Origin of the sequence: Mycobacterium sp. 23 (assembly GCF_048287075.1) — a bacterium.
In the GTDB taxonomy this organism is placed as follows: Bacteria; Actinomycetota; Actinomycetes; order Mycobacteriales; family Mycobacteriaceae; genus Mycobacterium; species Mycobacterium gordonae_B.
Map to the genome: position 1 here is coordinate 4,776,538 of NZ_JBLVUX010000005.1, position 22,396 is coordinate 4,798,933.

A 22,396-nucleotide genomic window follows, 5' to 3' on the forward strand; every position below is an offset into this window, starting at 1 on the left:
TATTTGTGAAGTTTTTTGACAACACCGCCCTGCGTGTTCAAATTCGCCGTTTCTGAACACCCCGTAGACCAGTGCGTGCTACTTTCGGCCGATGTGTTCGTTATCCTTTCGATATATGCCTGTTATAGGCAAATATTGCTCGTGATTTAAGGAATTAGACATGTCGTATGTGATTGCCGAGCCAGGGCTGCTGGCGGCCGCGGCGGCGGATTTCGCCGGTATCGGCTCGACGCTGACGGCGGCCAACACCGCGGCCGCGGCGCCCACCACCCAACTCGCGGCGCTCGGCGTGGACGAGATATCGGCCGCGGTCAACGGATTCCTCAACCTGCAAGCCAGGCAGTACCAGGCGATCAGCGCGCAGGTGGTGGCCGCCGTCAACGCCCAAATCGTGCAAGCGCTGAACGCGGGCGCGCAGTGGTATGCCGGCACCGAGACGGCGGTCGCGGCCTCGCTGCGCAGCGCGGAGCAGCAGGTGCAGGCCCAGTTGCAGGGTGTGGTCAGCCTGCTGACGGGCCGCCCGGCTCCGGCCACCCCGTCCACGTCGACCCCGACCGAGCCCACGACGCCCACCACCCCGACGACGCCCACCACCCCGACGACGCCCACCACGCCCACAACGCCCACAACGCCGACCACGCCCACCACCCCGGCCGGTCTGTCCGCGACGTACACGACGGCCTCGCAATGGGACGGCGGTTTCATCGGCAAGTACACAATCACCAATTCCACGGCCACGCCGATAAACAATTGGCAGCTGCAATTCACCATGCCCACCGGCTCGTCGGTGTCCAGTGCCTGGGGCGGCCAACTCGCCCCGACGACAACACAGCAGTACACCGTGACGCCGGCGAGCTACAACGCGACGATCGCGCCCGGGACCTCCGTCGAGGTCGGGTTCCAGGCTGCCCACACCGGCGCCTACGCGCCCCCGACCAATCCGCTGATCGCCGGCACCCCCGGCACCACGACGCCGACCACCCCCACCACCCCCACCACCCCGACCACCCCGACCACTCCGCCGACGCTCCCGACCGGTGGAACCGTCATCTCCACCCAGTACGGATCGACGACGATCACCGGCGGCTACGTGGTGCAGAACAACGCCTGGAACAACCCGGGCGGCCAGGCCATCACGGTCAGCCAGACCGGGTTCACCATCACCACCGAAAATGGCTCCGCCCCCACCAACGGCGCCCCGCTGGGCTACCCGTCGGTCTACGCGGGCGTGCACTACGGCAACGCGTCGACGGGCACCAACCTGCCCATTCAGCTGGGTCAGATCAACAGCGCGACCACCAGCATCGACTACAACTACGTCACCGGGGGAACCTGGGACGCGGCCTACGACATCTGGCTGGACCCCACACCCAAGACCACCGGAGTGAACAACCAGGAGATCATGGTCTGGTTCAACCACCAGGGCCCCATCCAGCCGGTCGGCTCCCCGGTAGGCAGCACGACGATCAACGGCAAAACCTTCACGGTGTGGGACGGCAGCAACGGCCAGAACAATGTCATGTCGTACGTCGCGAACCAGCCCATCGAGGTGTGGACCTTCGACGCGATGGACTTCATCGACCACACCGCCACGATGGAGTCGATCACCGACTCGTGGTACCTGACCAGCATCCAGGCCGGCTTCGAACCGTGGAGCGGCGGCGTCGGACTGGGTGTCGACTCGTTCTCGGCGACGGTGAACTGAGGTTCCCTGCGCGCGTTACGCTTCCGGCATGAAGCGACTGGATGGTCAGCGGATCCTGGTGACCGGCGCCGGATCGGGGATCGGGCAGGCCACCGCGCTGCGCCTGCTCGACGAGGGGGCCACGGTGGTGGGCGCCGACGTCGTGGTGGACGGCCTGGTGACCACGCGGGACCGGGCGGCGGAGTCCGCCGAGCGGTTCACCACCAGCGTCATCGACGTCGCCGACGAGCGTTCGGTCACCGCCGGAGTGCGCAGTGCCATCGACACCCTCGGCGGGCTCGACTCACTGGTCAACGCAGCCGGCATCCTGCGCGCCGCGCACACCCACCAGACCAGCCTCGAGCTGTGGAACAGCATCATCACCGTCAACCTGACCGGCACGTTCCTGATGGTCCGCGAAGCGTTACCGGCGCTGCTGGACAACCCGCGCAGCACCGTCGTCAACTTCAGCTCCACCTCGGCGAGCTTTGCGCACCCGTACATGGCGGCCTACGCCGCGAGCAAGGGCGGCGTGCAGGCATTCACCCACTCGCTGGCCCTGGAATACGCCGCCGCCGGACTCCGCGCGGTCTGCGTGGCCCCGGGCAGTATCAAGTCCGGCATCACCGACGCCACCGGCGGCTACATCCCGAAAGACGCCAACTGGTCGCTGTTCAGCAGGTTGCTGCCGATCCTGCCCACCACGGAGAAGTCCAGCGGCGCCGGCATGGCGGACCCGTCGGTGATCGCCGGCGTCATCGCCATGCTGGTGTCCGAGGACGGCAAGTTCATCACCGGCACCGAGATCCGCATCGACGGCGGAACGCACGCCTGACGGCGCTGCGTCGCGGGCCTCAGTTGACGCAGGGCACCCCGCCGCCGTCGATCGGCTTTCCCCGATCGGGCGTCGGGTAATTGGTGTAGGTGCCGTTGTAGTAGTAGCCGCTGCTGCTCGGCTTGGTGGTTGTGGTGGTCGTCGTGGTCGTGCTCGTCGTGCTGGTCGTATCCGACAACTCGTCGGCGGCCGGCATGGAGAAGTTGGTGTCCACGGTGACCCGGATGTGCCCGGGTGCGATCAAGGCGTCGGCCTGCTTGGGTGCGTCGACACCGAGCAGGGTGGCCATGCTCTGCGCATCGGTTTCCGCGCCCGCGCCGTATTGGATCGTGGTCGTCGACGGGTCGCCCGATTGCCGGTCGCGGACCTGCCCGGCGGTGTAGCCGCGCTTCTTCAGCGCGTTGGACACCTGGGTCGCCAGGCCGCTGATGCTCCCGGCGTTGACGACGTCGACGATGGTCGACGGGTTCGGCTTGGCGCTCGTGGTGCTCGGTGCTGTCGTCGGCGAATCCGTTCCGAGGGCTGCGGCGATCTCGGCCTTGATGGCGGCCGGGTCGATGATGTTGACGTCCTGGCCGTCGATGTTGTCGTAACGCACCACGGGCAGCGTCCGGAACTCGACGTTCCCGCCCGCCAGGTCGCCCATCCGGCGGAACAGCGCCTCATCCCAGCCGGCGGACAGCACGACGTCCTTGCGCGCGACGGCCATCAGGCTGTTGAGTCGGTCGAAGTTCGTGAAGGTACCGGTGTCCTGCAGTTCGTGCATGACCGAGGACAAAAAGGCCTGCTGGCGGTGGGTCCGGTCCAGATCGCCGTTCTCCAGGCCGTGCCGCTGTCGCACGAAGGACAGCGCCTGCGACGCGTCGAGGCGCTGCCGGCCGGCCGGGAAGTCGGCTCCCGAATACGAGTCGTAGACGGGATGGTTCAAACACACCTCGACGCCGCCCAGCGTCTGGGCCAGGTCGAAGAAACCGGCCAGGTTGACCTCGGCGAAGTAGTCGATGGGAACTCCGGTGAGGCTGCGTACCGCGCGCAGTGTGGCGGCCCGCCCGGCTTCGCGTCCCCGCGTCTCGAGTTCGTGTTGGGAGCTCACGCCCTGGTTGGCGAGCTGGTTGGCGACGTACTGCTTGGTGAGCCCGTACGCCTCCTTGATCTTGATGTGGTTGTAGCCGGGAACCCCGCTGAAGGGCACCCAGTCGTCGCGTGGAATGGAGAACGCGACGACCTTCCCGTCGGCGCTGACGTGCACGAGTATCAGGGTGTTGGTGTTGTAGCCACCCTGATCGGAGTCGCCGGCGTGCAGGTACTTCAAGATCGACCAGGGCAGGTCGTTGCCCTCCTGGTCTTTGCGGGAGTCCAGCCCGATCAGCAGGATGTTCATCGTGTTACCGGTGGACCGAGGGTCTTCGGCGGTCAGAGCCTGCGAAATGGTGATGCCGCCGAGCGCGCCGTGGGCCACGTAATAGCCGGCGCCGGTCATGCCCAGCGCCACCGCCGACACCAGCGTCATGAAGCCCCGCGACAGCCGTCGGCGAAGCTGCGAATGGTTCCCGCGCGCACGTTGATTCTTCTGTAGGCGGTGTGCGCCGCCGGAACGCCCCACTAGCGGCCCCGACCAGACACCGGCGCACCGGCCGGCAGCGGGCCGGCGGTTTGCGGTGAGGTCGTTCGACGCATGCCGTCTAGTATGCGGTAGCTTGCTGCGAACCCCCCAACAAAAAGTTGCTGATGTGGGCAGATTCACCTGGACACGCCGCCGGCGGCGGCGTCGCTAAAATGTCGCTACCAGCCATTTCAGGCTACAATCCGCCAAGCTCGGCGGTCGTTTAGAGCTGTTTAGGCACGATCGGGTCGGAAGGGTCTGTTCAAAGATGGTTGCTGGGGAGGTCGACCCGGACTGGCCGCCCCCGGCGTATGACCCGTCCGACGACCTGGATACCAGCGCACCCGGCCGGGGACGCATCGGCTGGGTGGTCGCCGCGCTGGTCGTGCTGGTGTGCGTGGGCGCGGTGACGTTGTTCGCATTCGGCGGCGACGACCGAGACCCACGCGCGGCCAGATCGGCGCCATCCTCCTCGACCACGGCGGCGCCGACGACCTCCGTCGCGGGCAACCCCGCCGCCTGCGGGCCGGACGAAGCCGCGGCCCTGACCGCGGCGCTGGGCCAGGTTGCTCCGGACCGCAAGACCGGCAAGCAATGGGACCGCAACGCCTCGGCCAGCAACTACAACGCGTGCGCGGACCTGTCCGCGATCGTGGTGACGGTGCAGGACGGCACCAGCAGTTCGCCCGACCTGGCGCTGCTGTTTCACCGCGGCGGGTACGTCGGGACCGCCACCCCTAGGGCTTACCCCTTCACCGAGCTGGAGGGTCCGGCGTCCACCAACGACACCGTCGTCCTCACGTATCGGACCCAGCAGAGCTGCTCCACCTGCACCGACGGGATCCTGACCACGGTCGGGTTCCAGTGGAAGGGCGACAAGGTGCAGATGCTCGACTGGCCGCCGGAATCGCTGGATTCGCCGCCTTAGGCGCCGGCCATCAGCACGCCCACCCCTGACTTCCGCCGATCGAATGGAGCTTGACCGTGCCGACTGCACCGCCGGCAGGCTGGTACGTCGATCCCGACGGTTCGCCGGGTCAGCGCTACTGGGACGGTGAGCGCTGGACGACGCACCGGCGGCCCAAGGGGACTAAGCAGCTGACCGGGCTGCGTCCGCGGTGGGACGTTCTGCCGGCACCGCTTCGGGTGGCGCTGCCGGTCGTCCTGGTGGTGGCACTGGCCGGCATCGGTTGGACCCTGTGGTCCGACCCGCCGCGCGATGACTGGGCCGGCCTGCCCGGCCGGCTGAACTGCCGGCTACAGGAAGGGCCGAAGCCACCCGACAGCATCACCGTGTCCGGCGTCGAGGTGAAGCACCCCCGCAGCAGCGTGCTGCAGCTGACGATTCACTTCGCCAAGCCGCTGCCGCCGTCGCCCACGGGAACGCAATCGACCAAGTTCGTCGGCTACGTCCTGACCTACAGCGTGGCCAATAACGGCCGCAAGTTCGCCGAACTGGGTCCCGAACAGGACACCGACGACCTGGCCATCACCAGCACTCTGGCTGCCGAGGGGACCGACGCGCGGATGCGGCCCGACCGGGACACCAATGCCCGCCGGGTGGCGCCGGATACCGTCCAGATCCTGCTGGACCTCACCCGCCTGGGCGTCGTCAACCAACCGGTGCAGCCCGACCTGACGCTCGACGCGCAGTTCAACACGCCGTCGGTCACGACGGTGCGCTTCGCGGCGCAGGCGTGCCGCGGCTGATTCTCAGCAGTACTGGTAGTCGATGTGCCAGCGGCCGTTGACGTAGTCGGCGACGAAGTGGCCACCGAGCTGCGGATCCGAATCGTTGATGGTTCCCGATCCACCGGTGTTGGGGGTGAACCCGGGCGGATCCCAGGTCACCGATTGCGGATTGGCCGGTAGGTCGGGGGTGCAACCCGCCTGCTTGGCGACATAGCCGTCAGTGATTCGGCGTTCCGCGGTGGCTTGGTCGCCGCCGTCGGGCGCCGGGTCGGCGGGGCACAGGTAGCCGGCGCCGCAGAAGTTCTCGTGCGCGGTGACGAGGGCGATATCGGTCACCGGCACCGACGCGATGGCACCGCCGATCAGCATCGCCGACACGACCAGTGCTGCTATGCGCGCATGCCCTGCCATTCAGCGGACCCTCTCGATCTCCTCGCCGGACGTGTAATACAACGGGATATTCGAACCAATCACACTTTCGATAAGGAATATGCCGAATGGTTCCACTTCGTAGTAATAGTGTACGTCGCCATTAGCGTCTACCGCGGTGGCGCAGGAGCGGCCCGGGGCCCCGCACCGCTGCTTGATCGGCATGGCCAGGGCCGCCACCACCAGCAGCACGGAGATTCCGATCACCAGCGGCTTTGTCATCGAATCGCGAGCTTTCGCCAGGGCTGCACCCACGGCAGTGTAGGCGACCGTAATCACGGCGCCGCCTTCAGAAACTGTTCACCCGACATGTTCTGCCCAATTGCGCCGGCGGGTGATCGTCGGCAGTAGGTTGCTCAGCTATGGCCAACCCCAGCCCCGACGACGCGCCTTCGCTACCCAAAGAATCGCACCCACGCGTCGAGGTTCTGGGCAATATCGGGCCCAACTGGTTCGCCTCGGTGATGGGCACCGGGATCGTGGCCATCGCCGGGGCCACACTGCCGGTACACGTGCCCGGCCTGCGGGGGTTCACCAGCGGTGTCTGGGTGCTCGCCGCGGTCCTGCTGGCGGTGCTGATCGTCCTGGTCGGCGGCCACTGGCTGCGCAACCCGACGGTGGCCCGCACGCATGCCCGCAATCCGCAGATGGCCCACTTCTACGGTGCCGCGCCGATGGCGTTGATGACCGTCGGCGCCGGCGCGGTGCTGGTGGGCGGGGACCTGATCGGCCGGCGGGTTGCCGTCGACCTGGACTGGGTGCTGTGGACGGCGGGCACGGCCGGCGGGTTGTTCACCGCCGTCAGTATCCCGTTCCTGATGTTCACCCAACTGCATGTCGAACCCGACGCCGCGTTCGGCGGCTGGCTGATGCCGGTGGTGCCGCCGATGGTGTCGGCCGCGACGGGCGCGCTGCTACTGCCACACATGCCGCCGGGAACCGGCCGCGAGACCATGCTCTACGGGTGTTACGCGATGTTCGGCCTGTCCCTGATCGCCTCGTTGAACATCATCGCGATGATTTGGAGCAGGCTGGTGCTGTACGGCACCTCCGGCTCGGCGCGGGTGCCGACGCTGTGGATCGTGCTGGGTCCGCTCGGCCAATCCATCACGGCCGCAGGGCTTCTCGCGACGGCGGCCGCAACCGGTGCGGTCGATCACCAACTTGCGGCGGCGATGAACGACTTCGCCGTCATCTTCGGGGTGCCGGTGTGGGGGTTCGCCGTGTTGTGGATATCGCTGGCCACCGCGCTGACGGTGCGTACGTTGCGGCGCGGGATGCCCTTCGCCCTGACGTGGTGGAGTCTCACCTTTCCGGTGGGCACCTTTGTCACCGGCACCTCTCAACTGGCCGCGCACACTCACCTTCCGGCGTTCAAGGTCGCGGCCGCCGTCGCCTACCTGGGTCTGCTGCTGACCTGGATCCTGGTCACCGTCCGTACCGCCCGCGGCAGCCTGCGGGGCAACCTGCTCACGCTGCCGCCGAGCTCGGCCCCGGTGAAAGCCCATAAGGAGGATCCGATCGTGCGCACGCGCCCCGTTTGACGGGTGAGCACGCGTGTTGAATGCGAAGATTGCTGCCCGTGACAGGAAATTGGGGCTCACTGCTTGCCACCCTCATTCCGCTGGCTCTGGTCATCGCCGTTTCTCCGCTGACGATCATCCCGGCGGTGCTGGTCTTGCATTCGCCGCGGCCACGGCCGACGAGCCTGGCGTTTCTCGGTGGTTGGATGCTGGGGCTGACCGCGCTCACGGCACTCTTCGTGGCCGGATCCGGCTTGTTCGCCGGCCTGCACAAGTCGCCACCGGCGTGGGCGTCCTGGCTGCGCGTCGTGATGGGTTCGGCACTGATTTTGTTCGGCATCTATCGGTGGCTGACTCGCCACGGTCACGGCGAGGCGCCGCGGTGGATGCGGGCGTTCGACACCATCACTCCGAAGCGGGCCGGCATTACGGCGTTGGTGCTCACGGTGGTCCGGCTCGAGGTGTCGATCCTCTGTCTGGCGGGCGGGCTGGCCATCGGCACCAGCGGGCTGGGGATCGGCGGCAAATGGCTCTTCGCCGCGGTGTTCATCGTGCTGTCCGGGTCGACGGTGGCGATCCCCATCCTGGGATATGCCGCCGCCGGCGACCGTCTCGATGAGCCGTTGAACCGTCTCAAGGAATGGATGCAGAAGAACCACGCCGCGATGCTCGCCGCCGTCCTGGTGCTGATCGGCTTAATGGTGCTCTACAACGGAATCAGCGCCCTGAAGTGACCCGGCTACCGGGCCCGGCGGCGGCGCGACGAGGGTTTTGACGGCTTGGCGACGGCCGCCAGGGTGACGCTGAGTGCCAGCGCGCCGACGACGGCAAGGGGGTGCCACCACTGCGCGCCCAGCCAATAGGCGTGGGCGCCCACCCAGCCGGGATGCGTCGCGTCGCCGAAAAGCCGGTGGCGCACCGTCGGCGTGGCCAGCGAAAGTACCGCGCTGACAAGCGTTGTCGACAGCAGCGCGAACAGCAGCCGGGTGGAGAACTGCCAGGTTCCCAGGACCAGGAGGTAGGCGCCGATGCCGGCCGCGGCAAGGCCCAGCGCGCCGAACGTACCGTCGGATGCGATCGCCGCCGCCGTGCCCAGCACGAGTAGCGCTGCGCCGGCCATCAACGTCCACTTGGCCACCCCGCGGGTCAGCGACACCACCCGGTACCCGCCGAGGGCCACCGTCCGCAGGGTGGCCAACGGTGGCTTGACCACTGCGGGCAGCTGCCGGACCGAGCCCGCCGCCCCAGATGCCGTCGCGGCCGCTTTGGCCACCGTGTGCGCCATCAGCGGCGAACCCTTGTCGGTGGCGAAGGTCTCGGCCGCCACCGGATCCTCGTTCAGCAGAGCATATTTCGCCGGCCCGGGGTCGGCGGCCAGTACCTGCTGAGCCCACTTGCGCGAGGTGGCCGGGCTCCAGTCGGGCCGTTCGCCCGGTTCGGTGTCGATCACGGTGGCGGCCAGTTCATCGAGTTCCTCGTCGAGAACTCGTTGCTGCCACGCTTGCGCCAACCACAGCGAGGTCCGGGGCAGGCTGGGCGGTAGGTCCGCAGACGGGTCGTCGAGGAAGGCCAGTTCGGCGAGCAACATGTCCTCGGTCAGCCGCTCCGATTCCTCGCCGACCGTCGGCAGCCGATAACCGGCTTTCGGAAAGGCCGGTGCCCCAAGCTCTTTGAGTCGCTCGAGAAACCATTGCGCGCCGCCGGCGCCTTTTACCGGCGCCGCTTCTCCTCGCACCGCTGCGCGGTGCCCCACCATCCACCGCACCCGCCGCGGGTCCAGCAGCGCATGAACCAGCCAGCCGGCGCCGTCGAGCCGACCCCACATCCAGTCATTGGCCCGCCACGACCGCTTGTAGAACGCGCCGAAGTGGTGGAACTGCATACCGGTGAGCTTGCGCTGCGCGGTCTGCCAGTCCGGTGCGAGCAGGCTGCGCGAGTCCGCGCTCACCTGGACGAGCTCCACGGACTGTTCGATGTCCGCCTCGGCGGGAAGCATCGCGCGCTGCGCCGCAGCGAGGTCGAACAGCGCCAATGCTGTGGTGTCCCCGTCCTCCGCCAGGTCCAGATACCTCAGGTAGGTGCGCAGCGGGGCCGCCGCGTCGCTGGCGGCTGAACCGTTGGCCGCCAACATATTCAGCGTGCCGAAGTTGTCGAACAGGACTTGGCCGAGGTTGCTCCAGCCGACGGCCGGCACCGTGATCCGGTGCAGATATTCCGCGGCGATCAAGGCCGCGGCGTCCGTCAGGGATCCGTGCCGGACCGTCGCATCGGTGCACACCTCGCGCACCAGCGTTCCCAGCTCAACCGGCGCCGGGGGCGGCCACGCCGCGTGTATCCCCTTGGTGAGTTCGGCCAGGGCCGCGACGTCGTCATCGGACCGCGCCAGCTGGTAGGCGGCGAGTACGACGGCGATCGCACACGACTTCGCGAGGTCGTGTGCCGGTTGGCCATACCGGGCCAGGTCCGCGGGCCCGCGCGGCAGTGCCTGGTCCTTCGGCAGCGTCCAGCGACTCACGATCGCCGTGGTGATCCGCTGCCGGCAGGCCCGGTCGGAGTCACCGCCGACGGCGAGCTCGGGTTCCCAGTTCTTCGGAATGCTCTCGGCGAGATCACTCGGCGCGGTCTGATGGCGCCGCTCCTCCTCGGAACGCTCCGCGTTCCGCATCGTCGCCGGCGCGGTCTGATGGCGCCGCTCCTCCTCGGAACGCTCCGCGTTCCGCATCGTCGCCGGCGCGGGAGGCCAGGTACCCAGCTGGCGCAGCAACGCATCCGTCAGCGTCTGTGCGAGCCGGGTGGCTTCCCGCGCCGTGTAGTCGGCCATCAGGCGAGGGGTGAGCAATCGCGAGCTGTGCGGCAGCGCCGCCGCCAGCTCGGCCAGCCGCAGCTTGGTGTCCGTGCGGGCTTCCATCCGGTCCTGATGAGCCCGAATGGCACGCAGGTCGGCCGCGATCGACTGCGTGGTGATGGCGGCCAAATCCTTCAGCAGCCCATCGATGAGTCCCAGGGGTTCGTCGACGTCATCCGGTGCCGCCTCGGCCACCAAATCCGGCGCCGGGCCCGCCGACGGCACCACGAACAGCAGCACCCGGCGCACCGGACGGCGGGCCGGCCGATCGAAGATGCGCTTGAGCAGCACATCGATCGGCCGGTTGTCGAGCAGGCCCCCGTCGGCGGCCCAGTGCGGCCGCGTGATGTTGGTGTACGGCGCCATCGGCGGCCGCGCCGGCACCTTCCCCTTGGCCGGGGTGCCCCTGTTAAAGGGCAGGTACGACGGTTCGAACGCGATGGGGAACGACGCGGAGCTGCGCGCGGCCAGCGCCAGGGCCCCGACGGTGCCGGGTCGGGCCAGGTCACTTTCGGTGAAGGTGAACAGGCCGCGCCGGTCGACGTCCTGGACAAGGGTTCCGAACGAGTCGGTGAACCGACTGGCCTCGCCGGTCAGCAGCGTGGTGGTGACATACAGCGTGGTGGACGGGATACGCGCGCCGCCGGGAAACTCCGCCGGCGGAAAAGGCCCTGGCGCCAGCTTGGGGATCTGCGTGGCCAGTGCGGCGAACATGCGCTCGTCGCCGTACAACAGCGACGGGGTGTATTTGTCGCGCGGGTCGCGCAACAGGTCGGTCAGGGCTCCGAGGTCGAGCCAGAGCTCACGGAACCCACCCAAGTCCGACCCCGACACCCGCGACGACGCCAGCAGCGCCGCGTTGATGCCGCCCGCGCTCGTCCCGGACAGGATGTCGACGTCGACGATCACGTCGAGCAGATCGATGAGGCTCGCGTAGAGCCGCAGCGACGCGGCCGACTCCTTGCTGAGTCGGCTGTCGGCGGGAAACGGGCCGCCCTCCCGGCGCCACTGCGACGCCTGCGTGAGCAGGTTGATCTCGCGGGCTACCCCGGCCATCCAGATGGCCAGGCTGACCCCTCCGGTCATGGTGGTGGCAAGGCGCAGTTCCTGCGTCAGTTCGGTGACCGGCGATGGTGTCTCGAATGGCATGTGCGCACCCCCTGGACCTACATCGGGAGTTCCTGGCTCTACGTTTCAGTCTGCGCTTTTCCGGCCGTGCCGCGCCTCGCTATCCCGGCTGCAATCGTTTCGTGATTAGCTAGTCAATACGGCCGTGCATCCCCGCTGGTGCGGCTCTAATGTTTTTTGCTGAGTATCCACCGAGACTTTCGCTGAGGGGGGCGGAGTGCAAGGTACGACATTCGGCCGCTACCAGTTCATCGAGTTGCTGGGCCGCGGCGGTATGGGCGAGGTGTGGCGTGCCTACGACACCGAGACCCAACGTGTCGTTGCGGTGAAAGTGCTGCCCGCAAACCTGGCCAATGACCCGACATTCGAGCAGCGGTTCCGTAGGGAAGCGCTGGCGGCCGCCGGGCTCAACGACCCCCACGTGGTGCCGATCCACCATTTCGGCGAAATCGAGGGCCGGCTGTATGTCGACATGCGGTTGGTCGTCGGCAGAGACCTGCAGGCCATCATCTCCGAGGGCCCGCTGGAGCCCGAGCGCGCGGTCAACATCATTGAGCAGATCGCCTCGGCGCTGCGGGCCGCCCACCGGATCGGCCTGGTGCACCGCGACGTCAAACCGTCCAACATCCTGGTCACCGAAGACGACTTCGCCTACCTGATCGACTTCGGCATCGCCCGCGCCTCGGGGGATTCGCACATGACCGGTACCGGCAACGTCATCGGCACCTGGGCCTACATGGCACCCGAACGCGTGACCACCGGTCAGACCGACCCGAGCGGCGACACCTACGCCCTGGGTTGCGTGCTGCATGAATGCCTCACCGGCAGTCAACCGTTCCCCGGCGGCAGCTTGGAACAGCAGATCGGTGGGCACCTCAGCCTGCCGCCGCCGCGGCCGTCCACCATCAGGCGCGGCATACCCGAAGAACTCGACAATGTCATCGCCACCGCGATGGCCAAGACCCCTCAGCAGCGCTATCCGACGGTGACGGACATGGCCGCGGCCGCCCGGGAAGCGGTCACCGGGACCCGGCCGATCCCGTTGCGGCGGCCCGAGCCCGTGCAGCAGCGAACCCAGCTGGCGCCCCCGCCCAAGCAGCCGCCGCCCGGTCCGCCGCCACCCAGGCAACCCCCGCCGCGGCGCGGTGGCCCCGGTTATGTCGACCCGTCGCAGCGCCGGCCGCCGCCCGAGCCGCAGCGCCGACCGCCTCCGGAGCCGAGTCCCTATCGACCGTCGTCGGATCCGAAGCTGTACCGGCCGCCTGCCGAGCCCAGCCCGCAGCGCCCGCCCACCGACCCGACCCAGCGCCGGCCCAACTTCGACCCCAGCCAGCCTCGGCACGGCAACGAGGAGCCGACCCAGTTCCGGTTGAGCGGCGAGCCGCAGCTAACGGCCCCGCCACCGTCTTCCGTGGAAAGCCCGCCCGCCAAACCGGGCAAGAAGCGCCGCACCCCGCTGATCCTCGCGGGCGCGGGCGTGTTGCTGGTGGTCATCGCCGTCGTCGCCGGCATCGCGCTGAGCGGTGGTGGCAAGAGTGGCGACAATCAATCCACCGAGCATTCGGGCACGGCGGAGCCCTCCGGCGCGCCGAGCACTGGCGGTCCATTCACCGGCACTTACACCGCTGACTTCGGCCCGAAGCTGTCCCTGGCGGGGAAAGAGGTGGCCAACTCCGAACCGCCGGCCAAGGAAACCTGGGTGCTGCGGTCGGCCTGCACCGGCAACAACAACAGTGGGTGCGTCGCGACCGCGCAGCGTACCGACGGGCCCTACAACCACATCCCGAAACTGGTGTTCGACGACGTTCGCGGGCGCTGGATCGCGGTGGCACTCGAGGGCGGAAACTGCAATGACAAGCCGATCGAGAAGTGGAACTACGTCTGGCTGCAGCCACACGCCGACGGCACCATGGTCGGCGAATGGATCACCGATTCTCTGGACTGCTACAGCAAGCGGTCGGTGACGTTCACCCGGGTCGGAGACGCCGACCTCAATAGCCTGCCCAACCCTGCCGAGCAGTCCGCGCGCCAGATCTCGCCGGCGGAGGCGCTGCACGGCTTCTACCATCTGGTGACGACCTACACCGGCGCCAACGCGCCCAAGCCGCAGGAAGCCGACTACAACGTCGACACCATCTGTCTCCGCACCGGTGACCGCTGTCTGAGCCGGTTCGTCCGAAACGGCAGTAGCGGCACCCAACTGCTGTTGTTTGCCAACAATGTATGGACGCGGGACGACGAGTACGACGCGTCCTGTCCGGCCGGCGGGACGTCGCACGTCAGGATCAAGGGCACCTTCCCGCTCCCGGAGCCGGAGCAGGACCCGATCATGTTGCTCACCGGCGGCGGCACCAAAGATGAGTCGGGCAGCGCCTGTAAGGGCGGCCCCTACGACATGAAGTTCAACCGCACCGGGGGCTGACGCCGAGAGCTCGCCTCAGGACGCGATTTTGGCCTGGACCAGGCTTTCCACCGCGTCGGCGCAGCCCCGCATGAATTCGGGGCCGGTCAGCTCTGGGGTGCTCTGCACGGACTGCCCTTCGTTGGCGCACACGGCATCGACTCGGCTGGAGATCTCGATGTCTTCCAGGCCGAATCCCTCCGCGCGCATCCGACTGGCGACGATCTCGTAGTCGCTGAATGTCTGGTGGTAGCCCAGCTGGTAGGAGGGGCTGCTCGTGTCGACGCCGTCGACAGGGGCGTTTTCCACCGGGTCGGCGTAGGCGCTGCCGGCAACCATGACCGCGGCCCCCACCGAGGCGATGGCGATAATCGCCAGCCGCCTACCGGTAGAACGCCTACCGGTAGAACGTCGTGAAGATGACTGGGTGCGGCCGTCGCCCGAACGGTTGTGCATGGTGTCTCCCGCTGATCTGGTCCCGTGTGACGAAGCAGTTGCTCAGCCCCAATCTAACTCGTGAGTTTCAAAAATGAAACATCTTCTCAAAATTAGTCTAAGATACCGAATATCAGAAGTTCAGACCGTTAGCGCTGTACTTTGACTGTCTACCGGTCACCGGGTAGCGTTTTTGAGATGCCCAGGACGAACAAGGCCGGCCGGGATCTTCGCCGTGTCCTGGAGTGGTTGCTGAACCGGGATGTTCCCGACGGCGAGATCGCCACTGCCCTCAACCTGGCCAAAGCCACCTACTCGCGGCGCAAGGAAGCCGACGATTTCCCCAATTTCGCCGAGTTGACCGTCATGGGCGAGGCCTTCGGCCTCTCTGCCCGGGCACTGCAGATCGCCTTCGGCTGGCGCGGCGAGGACGAGTTGGTCTTGCTCGACACCGACGAGATCCGGCAGTTCATGGACCAGGCCGGCGCGGCGTTGTTCGGCAACGAGAGAGTCCGTCGCTACATCCAGTCGCGCACCGACGGCGGCGACTACCCCCTGGCCAACGCGGTCCTGCAGTTCGGGTCGGGTGACCCTTCTGCCAAGCCGGTTGGCGATCAGCGCGGCGAATCCGGGCGGAACGCGACCGATTGAAACGCCGCGCGTTGGCCGCCGGTTTGTTTGGACGCACCGGCACGGCGGGTAGGCGACTGGGGTGTCCCTGCCGAGCTGGGACCGGGCACGCCGTGCGAGGTGCTGACCACCGGAGCGGTTTGCGCCGAACGAAGCTGATCAAGAACGGAGCCAGGTATGCGCGCTGAAGAAGGCGACGAAAGCGTCAAGGACTACGCCGTCAAAGGTGAGCAGACGCTGGACAGGATCAACGACTCGCGGCGCGCGGGGGGAAATCCGCTGACGCGCATCGTCGGCCGGCTGCGGAAGCTGGTGCCAGGCGGTTCCCGAGGCTGAGAACGGGACGTGCCGGCTTGCCCGCCAGCCGGTCGCGTCCAGGTGAAATCAGGGGGCTGCTGCGATGACCGTAGGATCCCCACTGATGTCCACCGAACCCGAGCCGCTCGCCATCGAGGGGATGGGTGGCGTTCGTATCGTTGCCGATCGCCAAGGTGATCAAGCGGCCCGCGCGGTGGTGTTTCTGCACGGCGGCGGGCAGACCCGCCGATCGTGGGGCCGGGCCGCCGCCGCCGTCGCCCGTCGCGGGTACCAAGCAGTCACCGTTGACCTGCGCGGCCACGGTGAATCCGACTGGTCCGCCGAAGGCGACTACCGGGTGACCAGCTTCGCCGCCGACGTGGTTGAGGTGCTGCGCACCCTGCCGCCGCGGCCGGTGCTCGTGGGCGCCTCCCTTGGTGGATTCACCTCGATGCTCCTGGCCGGCGAGATCGCGCCGGAACTGGCCAGTGCCGTCGTGCTCGTCGACATCGTGCCCAACATGGAGCAGTCGGGAGCCAACCGGATTCACGCCTTCATGTCCGACCGGGTGGAGTCGGGTTTCGGGTCGCTTGAAGAGGTGGCCGACGCGATCGCCGAGTACAACCCGCACCGGCCGCGGCCCACCGACCTGGACGGTCTTACCACCAATCTGCGTCGTCGCGGCGATCGGTGGTACTGGCACTGGGATCCCCAATTCATCAGCGGCACTGCGGCTTTCCCGCCGTTCGAGGTCACCGACGCCGATCGCATGCACGCCGCCGTCGCGGTCATCCTGCGAAATGGCTTGCCCATGTTGCTGATTCGAGGCCAAATGAGTGACCTGGTCAGCCAGGAGCGCGCCGAGGAGTTCCTCGAGCGCTTCCCACAGGTCGAGTTCGCCGACGTCCGCGGTGCCGGACACATGGTTGCCGGCGACCGCAACGACATCTTCGCCGGGGCCGTGCTGGATTTCCTGGAGCGTCACATCACCGACTGACGGCGGCTGCTGACTTTCTTGTGAACACCGAATGACCTTGTTTGCAAATTGTGACCTGCGGGTACTCGGCCGCCACGCGTCGTCGCGAAGCGCGTCGACGTCGTTGCACCGGTCGCAAGGAGACAGTGGTGAAGCGAGAGATCTGGGTTGGTGTTACCAGCGTGGCGATCGCGGCGGCGGCCTGCGCCGGATGCTCGAGCAACAAATCCGACACGGGCCAACCGAGTTCTCCACCGGCGGGTCCGCCCGCCCCAAAGGTGGTCGTCGACGGTCAGACGCTGAATGTGTCGGGACCCGTGACCTGCACGACGGCGGGTTCCAACATCAACATCGGTATCGGCGACGTGGCGAACGGCGTCGGCGCGGTGGTCAGCACCGGCAACCCGCCGATCGTCCACTCCGTGGGCCTGGGCAACGTCAACGGGATCACGATGGGCTTCTCGGACGCGGCGCCCAATCAAGCCACCAACGCCGGAGCCGCGGTGGACGGCAAGGCCTATGGCATCAAGGGCACTGCCTCCGGCGTCGACATGTCCAATCCGACCGACCCGAAGCCGGTGTCCAAGACTTTTGAAATGAGCGTGACCTGCCCATAGTGCAGGTTTGCGAAGCCCGGGAAGGGACCTAGTAGGACCCGAAAAGGGACCCAAGAAAGGACCCAAGAAAGGACCCAGCCATGGATGTAAAACGCGTTGCCGGTGCGGCGGCGATGGCGGTAAGCCTCAGCTTCGCCGCGGTGATGCTGGACTCCGGGCTCGCAAACTCTGCTCCGCTGGGACCGCTGCCGCTGGCGCCGGACACACCGGGTCCGGCGACTACCGTCGCGCCGGCGCCGCAGACCACCGTGGCTCCCGCCACGACCGCGGCCCCCGCCACCACCGCACCGCCTGCCACCACCGCGCCACCGGCTACCACCGCGCCGCCCGCCACCACCGCGGCACCGGCCACGACGACGCCGCCGGCCGCGACCACGACGGTGCCGGCAACCACGACGACGCCACCGGCTTCGCAGACCACGACCTCGGCCGCCGTGACCACCACCACCACGGCGAGTGGACAAACCACCACCACCGGTCAGACCACCACCACCGGTCAGACGACGACGAGCGGGCAGACGACGACGACGCCGGCCGGCCAGAGCTCGACTTCGGGCAGTTCAGCCACCACCACCGCGGCGGGGCAGACCACCACCACCAGCGCGGCGCAGATCCAGATCAACGTGATCATCAACGCGCCGCCCACTCAACCGCCGCACCCGCCCTTCATTCCGCGAGAGAACCTGGTGCGGGCCAGCAACCAGTTCGGCGGTCCCACCGATCTCCCCGCCGGCTTCGCCTTCCCGGGACGGGGCGCGCCGCCACCGCCGCCGCTGCGCGGCTACCGCTGGAACGACGGCCCGGCCCCCGGCCACCCGCCGCCCAACTGGGAAGGCCCGCCGCCGCCCGGAGGCTGGAACGGTGCGCCGCCCCCCGGCGGCTGGAACCGTCCGTGGGACGGTCCGGCGCGCGACGTCAACTACGGGCGCAATGACTTCGGCCAGTTCAACTACAACACCTTCACCGTCCTACCCGTGTTCAACTGGCAGTACGGCGGCTGGGGTTACTGGTTCTTCGGCGTCTGGGTCCCGCTGTACTGACGCTTCTTCCAGCGGGTATCTGGTTGCGCCAGAACATGATTGCGCCGACGCGAGCGTGATGCTCGGGTCGGTGACCGCTCCCGGCGCCGCCCCTGGAAGCGGCGCGAAGTGAAATCGGAGGGTCCGGCGGGCTGACTTTGGGCTACGGTCACAATCACCGGTGACACCGAGAAGGAGTAGCCCGTGAGCAAGACCGCCCGGCGGCTGGGCCCGCAAGACATGTTGTTCCTCTACGGCGAGACGTCCAGCACGATGATGCACGTCGGTGGGCTGATGCCGTTCACCCCGCCGCCCGATGCGCCGCGCGACTTCCTGCGTCAGCTCGTCGACGAGAGCAAGGCGAATGAAGTCGTCGCGCCGTGGAATCTGAAGCTCAGCCATCCGGACCTGTTGCTGAGCCCGATCCAGTCCTGGGTGTATGACGACAAGTTCGACCTGGACTACCACGTCCGGCGTTCCGCTCTGGCCAGTCCCGGTGACGAGCGCGAACTCGGAATCCTGGTGTCGCGCTTGCACAGTAACGCCCTGGACCTGCGTCGTCCACCGTGGGAGATGCACTTCATCGAGGGCCTCGAGGGTGGACGGTTCGCGATCTACGTCAAGATGCACCACGCGCTGATCGACGGTTACACCGGGCAGAAGATGCTGGCCCGCAGTCTGTCGACCGACCCGCACGACACCACGCATCCGTTGTTCTTCAACATCCCCACCCCTGGCCGGGTCTCGCCGACCAAGGAGGATTCCGCCGGCGGTATCGCGGGCGGTCTGCTCAACAGCCTCGGCGGTGTGGTGGGCAACCTCGGCGGGATGGTCAGCGGGGTGGGCAGCGCGCTCGGTTCGGTTGCGGGTGCGGGACGGTCCACATTCGATCTCACCAAGGCGCTGATCAACACCCAGCTGCGCAGCGACAACGAGTACCGCAACCTGATCGGCTCGGTGCAGGCACCGCACTGCATCCTCAACACCCGGATCAGCCGCAACCGTCGTTTCGCCACTCAGCAGTACGAGCTCGATCGTCTCAAAAAGATTGGCGCAGCTAATGATTCGACGGTCAATGATGTCGCGTTGGCCATCTGCGGCGGCAGCCTGCGGCGCTTTCTCGACGAGTTGGGGGAGTTGCCGGAGAAGTCGCTGATCGCGATGTTGCCGGTGAACGTGCGCCCGAAGGACGACGAGGGCGGCGGCAACGCCGTCGCCGCGATCCTTGGTTCGCTGGGCACCAACATCGAAGATCCGCTGGAGCGGTTGGCAACGGTGACCGCGACGACCCGCATGGCCAAGGCCGAGTTGGCGAAGATGAACCGGGACGCGATCCTGGCTTACACCGCAGCGTTGATGGCACCGTTCACCATGCAGTTGGCCAGCGCGCTCAGCGGGGTGAAAACGCCTCTGCCGCATGCCTTCAACCTCTGCGTCAGCAACGTGCCCGGCCCGCAGGACGTGCTGTATCTGCGGGGCAGTCGGATGGAGGCGTCCTACCCGGTCTCCCTCGTCGCGCACAGCCAGGCGCTCAACATCACCCTGCAGAGTTACGCGAGCACGCTGAATTTCGGGTTCATCGGCTGCCGCGACACGCTGCCACACCTACAGCGACTGGCCGTCTACACCGGGGAGGCGCTCGACGAGTTGGAGGACGCCAGCTCCGGCGCGTGACCATGACGGAAACCAGCTACGTCCGGCTCAGACATGAGGGTGGCGTGTCCACTATCGAGCTGATCAACTCCAAAACGCTGAATATCATTGGCAGTCCAGCCATTTCGGCGCTCACCGAAGCGCTGCAAACGGCCGGTCAAGATCCTGACGTGCGCGTGGTGGTGCTGCGCGGCTCGGGTGACAGCGCGTTCATCGGCGGCGCCGACATCAACGAGATGGTCAAGCTCGACCAGGACAGCGGCCAGGTGTTCATCCGCCGGCTCGCCGGCCTGTGCGAGGCGATTCGCGAATGCCCCGTCCCGGTGATCGCCCGCCTCGCGGGCTACTGCCTGGGCGGTGGTCTGGAGGTCGCGATGTCCTGCGATCTGCGAATCGCCGAAACCGGCGCCCGGTTCGGCATGCCGGAGGTGGCCGTCGGAATCCCCTCGGTGATCCACGCGGCCCTGATGCCGGCGCTGATCGGCGCCGGACATTCGGCGTGGATGCTGCTCACCGGCGAGACGATCGACGCCGCCACGGCACTGGCCTGGGGCCTGGTCCACGAGGCCGTCGCGCCCGACGCGTTGGATGCCCGCATCGCCCAGCTCACAACAAGACTCGGCGGATTCGGGCCGGCCGCGGTTCGGCAACAGAAGCGGTTACTGAACAAGTGGTTCGACATGTCGCTGCACGCAGCTGTCGAAGACAGCGTGGCGGAGTTCGGAACGGCGTTCCTGACCGGCGAACCGCAGCGGCACATGCAGGCGTTTCTTGACCGAAAGAGCCGAAAAGCGTAGCGGCAACCGCTCGATCACCGTTTGTTCACCCAGTTTTCTGATATGCGCTCATTTCCCGGCGCGGGGCGCGATGATGAGGCTAAGCGCGATACCAACGAGGGTGGGCGATGTCATATGTGACCACGGGGCCGGGCTTGTTGACGACGGCGGCAACGGATTTGGCTCAGATCGGCGAGGCACTGCGGGCCGGAAATCTCGGGGCGGTACTGCCGACGACCGAGTTGGCGGCAGCGGCCGCTGACGAGGTGTCGGCGGCTGTCGCGGCATTGTTCGGCACGCACGGCTCGCAGTACCAGGCGGCGGCCGTTGAGGCGGCCTCGTACTACGAGCAATTCGTGCAAAACCTGGGCGTCGCCGCGGCGTCGTACTCGGGTGCCGAGGCCGCGGCCGCCGCTGCGCTGGGTGCACTGGATTCGGTTGTCGCGAAAGGGTTTCAGACCTTGGTCTATGGTCCGGTCCACCTGGCCGGCGACGCCTGGATCGCCAGTCCGCTGGGTCAGACGCTGGACCCGATCATCAACACGCCGACGACTCTGTTGTTCGGACGGGGGCTGATCGGCCACGGTGCCGCCGGCACCGCGGCACACCCCACCGGCGGGGCCGGAGGCTTCCTGTTCGGTGACGGTGGCACGGGCTACTCGCCGACAGCAGGCGTGACGCCGGGCGGCACCGGCGGCAACGCCGGCCTGATCGGCAATGGCGGCGCCGGCGGCGCCGGGTTCGGTGGGGCGATCGGCGGCACGGGCGGTGTCGGCGGCTGGCTGATGGGCAACGGCGGTCTGGGCGGGGCGGGCGGTACCGGAGGCGGCGGTGGGCAGGCGCTGTTCTTCGGCAACGGCGGCGACGCCGCAGGCGGTGGTTTCGCCGGTCGTGGCGGGTTGTTCGTCGGCGTCCCCGGCACGGGCGCGCTGCCCACCGCGGGGCCGGGCACGCTCATCCAGATCGACTTCGTGCGCCATGCCCAGTCGATTGCCAATGCCCAGGGCTGGATCGACACCGCGGTCCCAGGCGTGGCGCTCACCGCGCTGGGTCAGCAGCAGGCCCAGGCCATCGCGAATGTGCTTGCGCCGCCGAACAATTACGCTGGGATATTCGCGTCCGAGTTGCTGCGGACGCAGCAGACCGCGAGTTACCTGACCGCCAACCCGCAGATTCTTGCCGGACTGAACGAGATCAACGCGGGCATCTTCGAGGGCCTGCCGCAGATCAGCCCCGCGGGCATCCTCTATCTGATCGGCCCGGTCGCGTGGACGCTCGGCTTCCCCCTGGTGCCGATGCTGGCGCCGGGTTCCACGAACGTCAACGGAATCTTGTTCAACAACGCCTTCACCCAGTCGGTGCAGACGATGTACAACACCGCGATGGGCAACCCGGTCGTCTCGCCGGTGACCGGTCACATCACCGAGGCGGCGTACTCGAGCGCCTTCACGATCGAGGTCGGCACGTTGATGAACGTCAACAACCCGAACCCCTTACTGCTGCTCACCCATCAGCTCAACAACACCAGCGTTGTCGTCATGCAGGGCGATCCCAAGGGTGGTTGGAACCTGGTCAGCTGGGACGGCGTGCCCGTCGGACCGGCGAATCTGCCGACCAAGTTGTTCGTCGACTTCCGGAACCTGATCGTGCCGCCGCAGGTGGCGGCGTGGAATGCCTTCGCGGGCTTGCTTTCCGGCGATCCGACGACGTTCGCGATCGCGGTCCGCGACGGCCTCGAAGGGGTCGGCACCGCCACCGCCAACTTCCCCTTGGCGGTGGCCGAGGACTTCATCGACTCGCTGATGCATCCCAGCCTCAGCGATCTGACCGGGCTGCCCGTCCCGGTCTAGCCG

The 22,396-nt window shown here is 67.5% G+C and carries 19 protein-coding genes and 2 pseudogenes; 16 read left to right on the top strand and 5 right to left on the bottom strand.

Annotation, left to right across the window (positions count from 1 at the left end):
• Positions 1-160 precede the first annotated feature (160 nt).
• The 3 genes and pseudogenes from ACNQS7_RS23300 to ACNQS7_RS23310 all read left to right on the top strand — a co-directional run.
• A pseudogene (locus ACNQS7_RS23300) lies at positions 161-946 on the top strand (cellulose binding domain-containing protein); the annotation flags it as partial.
• Positions 947-1,144: 198 nt separating this feature from the next.
• Positions 1,145-1,705: pseudogene (locus ACNQS7_RS23305) on the top strand (GH12 family glycosyl hydrolase domain-containing protein); the annotation flags it as partial.
• Between the two features lie 28 nt (positions 1,706-1,733).
• Positions 1,734-2,519, top strand: a complete 786-nt coding sequence (locus tag ACNQS7_RS23310; protein WP_418014390.1) for an SDR family NAD(P)-dependent oxidoreductase — start codon at positions 1,734-1,736, stop codon at positions 2,517-2,519.
• A 19-nt stretch (positions 2,520-2,538) separates the two neighbouring features.
• Here the strand turns inward: ACNQS7_RS23310 and ACNQS7_RS23315 are convergent, their stop codons facing one another.
• The gene (locus tag ACNQS7_RS23315; protein ID WP_418014391.1) at positions 2,539-4,122 is read right to left on the bottom strand and encodes an LCP family protein; all 1,584 of its coding nucleotides are present in this window, start codon (positions 4,120-4,122) and stop codon (positions 2,539-2,541) included.
• 268 nt (positions 4,123-4,390) lie between these two features.
• Here ACNQS7_RS23315 and ACNQS7_RS23320 point away from each other — a divergent pair, with 268 nt between their 5' ends.
• Both ACNQS7_RS23320 and ACNQS7_RS23325 read left to right on the top strand, forming a co-directional pair.
• Entirely contained in the window at positions 4,391-5,050 is a 660-nt protein-coding gene (locus ACNQS7_RS23320) for an LppP/LprE family lipoprotein (protein ID WP_418014392.1), read from the top strand.
• Positions 5,051-5,106: 56 nt separating this feature from the next.
• Positions 5,107-5,832, top strand: coding sequence for a DUF2510 domain-containing protein (locus ACNQS7_RS23325; RefSeq protein WP_418014393.1), 726 nt, complete (start codon positions 5,107-5,109; stop codon positions 5,830-5,832).
• 3 nt (positions 5,833-5,835) lie between these two features.
• Here the strand turns inward: ACNQS7_RS23325 and ACNQS7_RS23330 are convergent, their stop codons facing one another.
• Positions 5,836-6,225 (bottom strand): hypothetical protein, encoded by a 390-nt coding sequence (locus ACNQS7_RS23330; protein ID WP_065045445.1) that lies wholly within the window; start codon positions 6,223-6,225, stop codon positions 5,836-5,838.
• Positions 6,226-6,465: a hypothetical protein gene (locus tag ACNQS7_RS23335; protein WP_065045454.1), complete on the bottom strand. Its 240-nt coding sequence runs from the start codon at positions 6,463-6,465 to the stop codon at positions 6,226-6,228.
• Positions 6,466-6,605: 140 nt separating this feature from the next.
• Between ACNQS7_RS23335 and ACNQS7_RS23340 the strand changes: the two genes are divergently transcribed.
• Positions 6,606-7,787 (top strand): TDT family transporter, encoded by a 1,182-nt coding sequence (locus ACNQS7_RS23340; protein ID WP_418014394.1) that lies wholly within the window; start codon positions 6,606-6,608, stop codon positions 7,785-7,787.
• 20 nt (positions 7,788-7,807) lie between these two features.
• The gene (locus ACNQS7_RS23345) at positions 7,808-8,500 is read left to right on the top strand and encodes a GAP family protein (protein ID WP_065045447.1); all 693 of its coding nucleotides are present in this window, start codon (positions 7,808-7,810) and stop codon (positions 8,498-8,500) included.
• Between the two features lie 5 nt (positions 8,501-8,505).
• Here the strand turns inward: ACNQS7_RS23345 and ACNQS7_RS23350 are convergent, their stop codons facing one another.
• Complete coding sequence (locus tag ACNQS7_RS23350; RefSeq protein WP_418014396.1) at positions 8,506-11,760, bottom strand: patatin-like protein; 3,255 nt, start codon at positions 11,758-11,760, stop codon at positions 8,506-8,508.
• Positions 11,761-11,956: 196 nt separating this feature from the next.
• Between ACNQS7_RS23350 and ACNQS7_RS23355 the strand changes: the two genes are divergently transcribed.
• Positions 11,957-14,161, top strand: a complete 2,205-nt coding sequence (locus ACNQS7_RS23355; RefSeq protein ID WP_418014397.1) for a serine/threonine-protein kinase — start codon at positions 11,957-11,959, stop codon at positions 14,159-14,161.
• 15 nt (positions 14,162-14,176) lie between these two features.
• On the opposite strand, the gene ACNQS7_RS23360 is transcribed toward ACNQS7_RS23355, so the two are convergent.
• Positions 14,177-14,596, bottom strand: a complete 420-nt coding sequence (locus ACNQS7_RS23360) for a hypothetical protein (protein WP_418014398.1) — start codon at positions 14,594-14,596, stop codon at positions 14,177-14,179.
• Between the two features lie 177 nt (positions 14,597-14,773).
• Between ACNQS7_RS23360 and ACNQS7_RS23365 the strand changes: the two genes are divergently transcribed.
• The 8 genes from ACNQS7_RS23365 (at position 14,774) to ACNQS7_RS23400 (ending at position 22,393) form a co-directional block, all read left to right on the top strand.
• The gene (locus tag ACNQS7_RS23365; RefSeq protein WP_418014399.1) at positions 14,774-15,226 is read left to right on the top strand and encodes a hypothetical protein; all 453 of its coding nucleotides are present in this window, start codon (positions 14,774-14,776) and stop codon (positions 15,224-15,226) included.
• 156 nt (positions 15,227-15,382) lie between these two features.
• Positions 15,383-15,541 carry a hypothetical protein gene (locus ACNQS7_RS23370; RefSeq protein ID WP_156296608.1) on the top strand — a complete coding sequence of 53 codons (159 nt, stop codon included), beginning with the start codon at positions 15,383-15,385 and terminating at the stop codon, positions 15,539-15,541.
• A gap of 85 nt (positions 15,542-15,626) precedes the next feature.
• Entirely contained in the window at positions 15,627-16,499 is an 873-nt protein-coding gene (locus ACNQS7_RS23375; protein ID WP_418014400.1) for an alpha/beta fold hydrolase, read from the top strand.
• Positions 16,500-16,627: 128 nt separating this feature from the next.
• On the top strand, positions 16,628-17,095 hold the full coding sequence (locus ACNQS7_RS23380) for a lipoprotein LpqH (RefSeq protein ID WP_065045450.1): 468 nt from the start codon (positions 16,628-16,630) through the stop codon (positions 17,093-17,095).
• A 143-nt stretch (positions 17,096-17,238) separates the two neighbouring features.
• Entirely contained in the window at positions 17,239-18,135 is an 897-nt protein-coding gene (locus ACNQS7_RS23385; RefSeq protein ID WP_338100660.1) for an MAP_0585 family protein, read from the top strand.
• 183 nt (positions 18,136-18,318) lie between these two features.
• The gene (locus tag ACNQS7_RS23390) at positions 18,319-19,788 is read left to right on the top strand and encodes a WS/DGAT/MGAT family O-acyltransferase (RefSeq protein ID WP_065045451.1); all 1,470 of its coding nucleotides are present in this window, start codon (positions 18,319-18,321) and stop codon (positions 19,786-19,788) included.
• A gap of 2 nt (positions 19,789-19,790) precedes the next feature.
• Positions 19,791-20,564, top strand: coding sequence for an enoyl-CoA hydratase (locus ACNQS7_RS23395; RefSeq protein ID WP_418014401.1), 774 nt, complete (start codon positions 19,791-19,793; stop codon positions 20,562-20,564).
• Between the two features lie 107 nt (positions 20,565-20,671).
• A complete protein-coding gene (locus ACNQS7_RS23400) occupies positions 20,672-22,393 on the top strand; it encodes a PE domain-containing protein (RefSeq protein WP_418014402.1) in 1,722 nt (573 codons plus the stop codon).
• Positions 22,394-22,396: the final 3 nt, after the last annotated feature.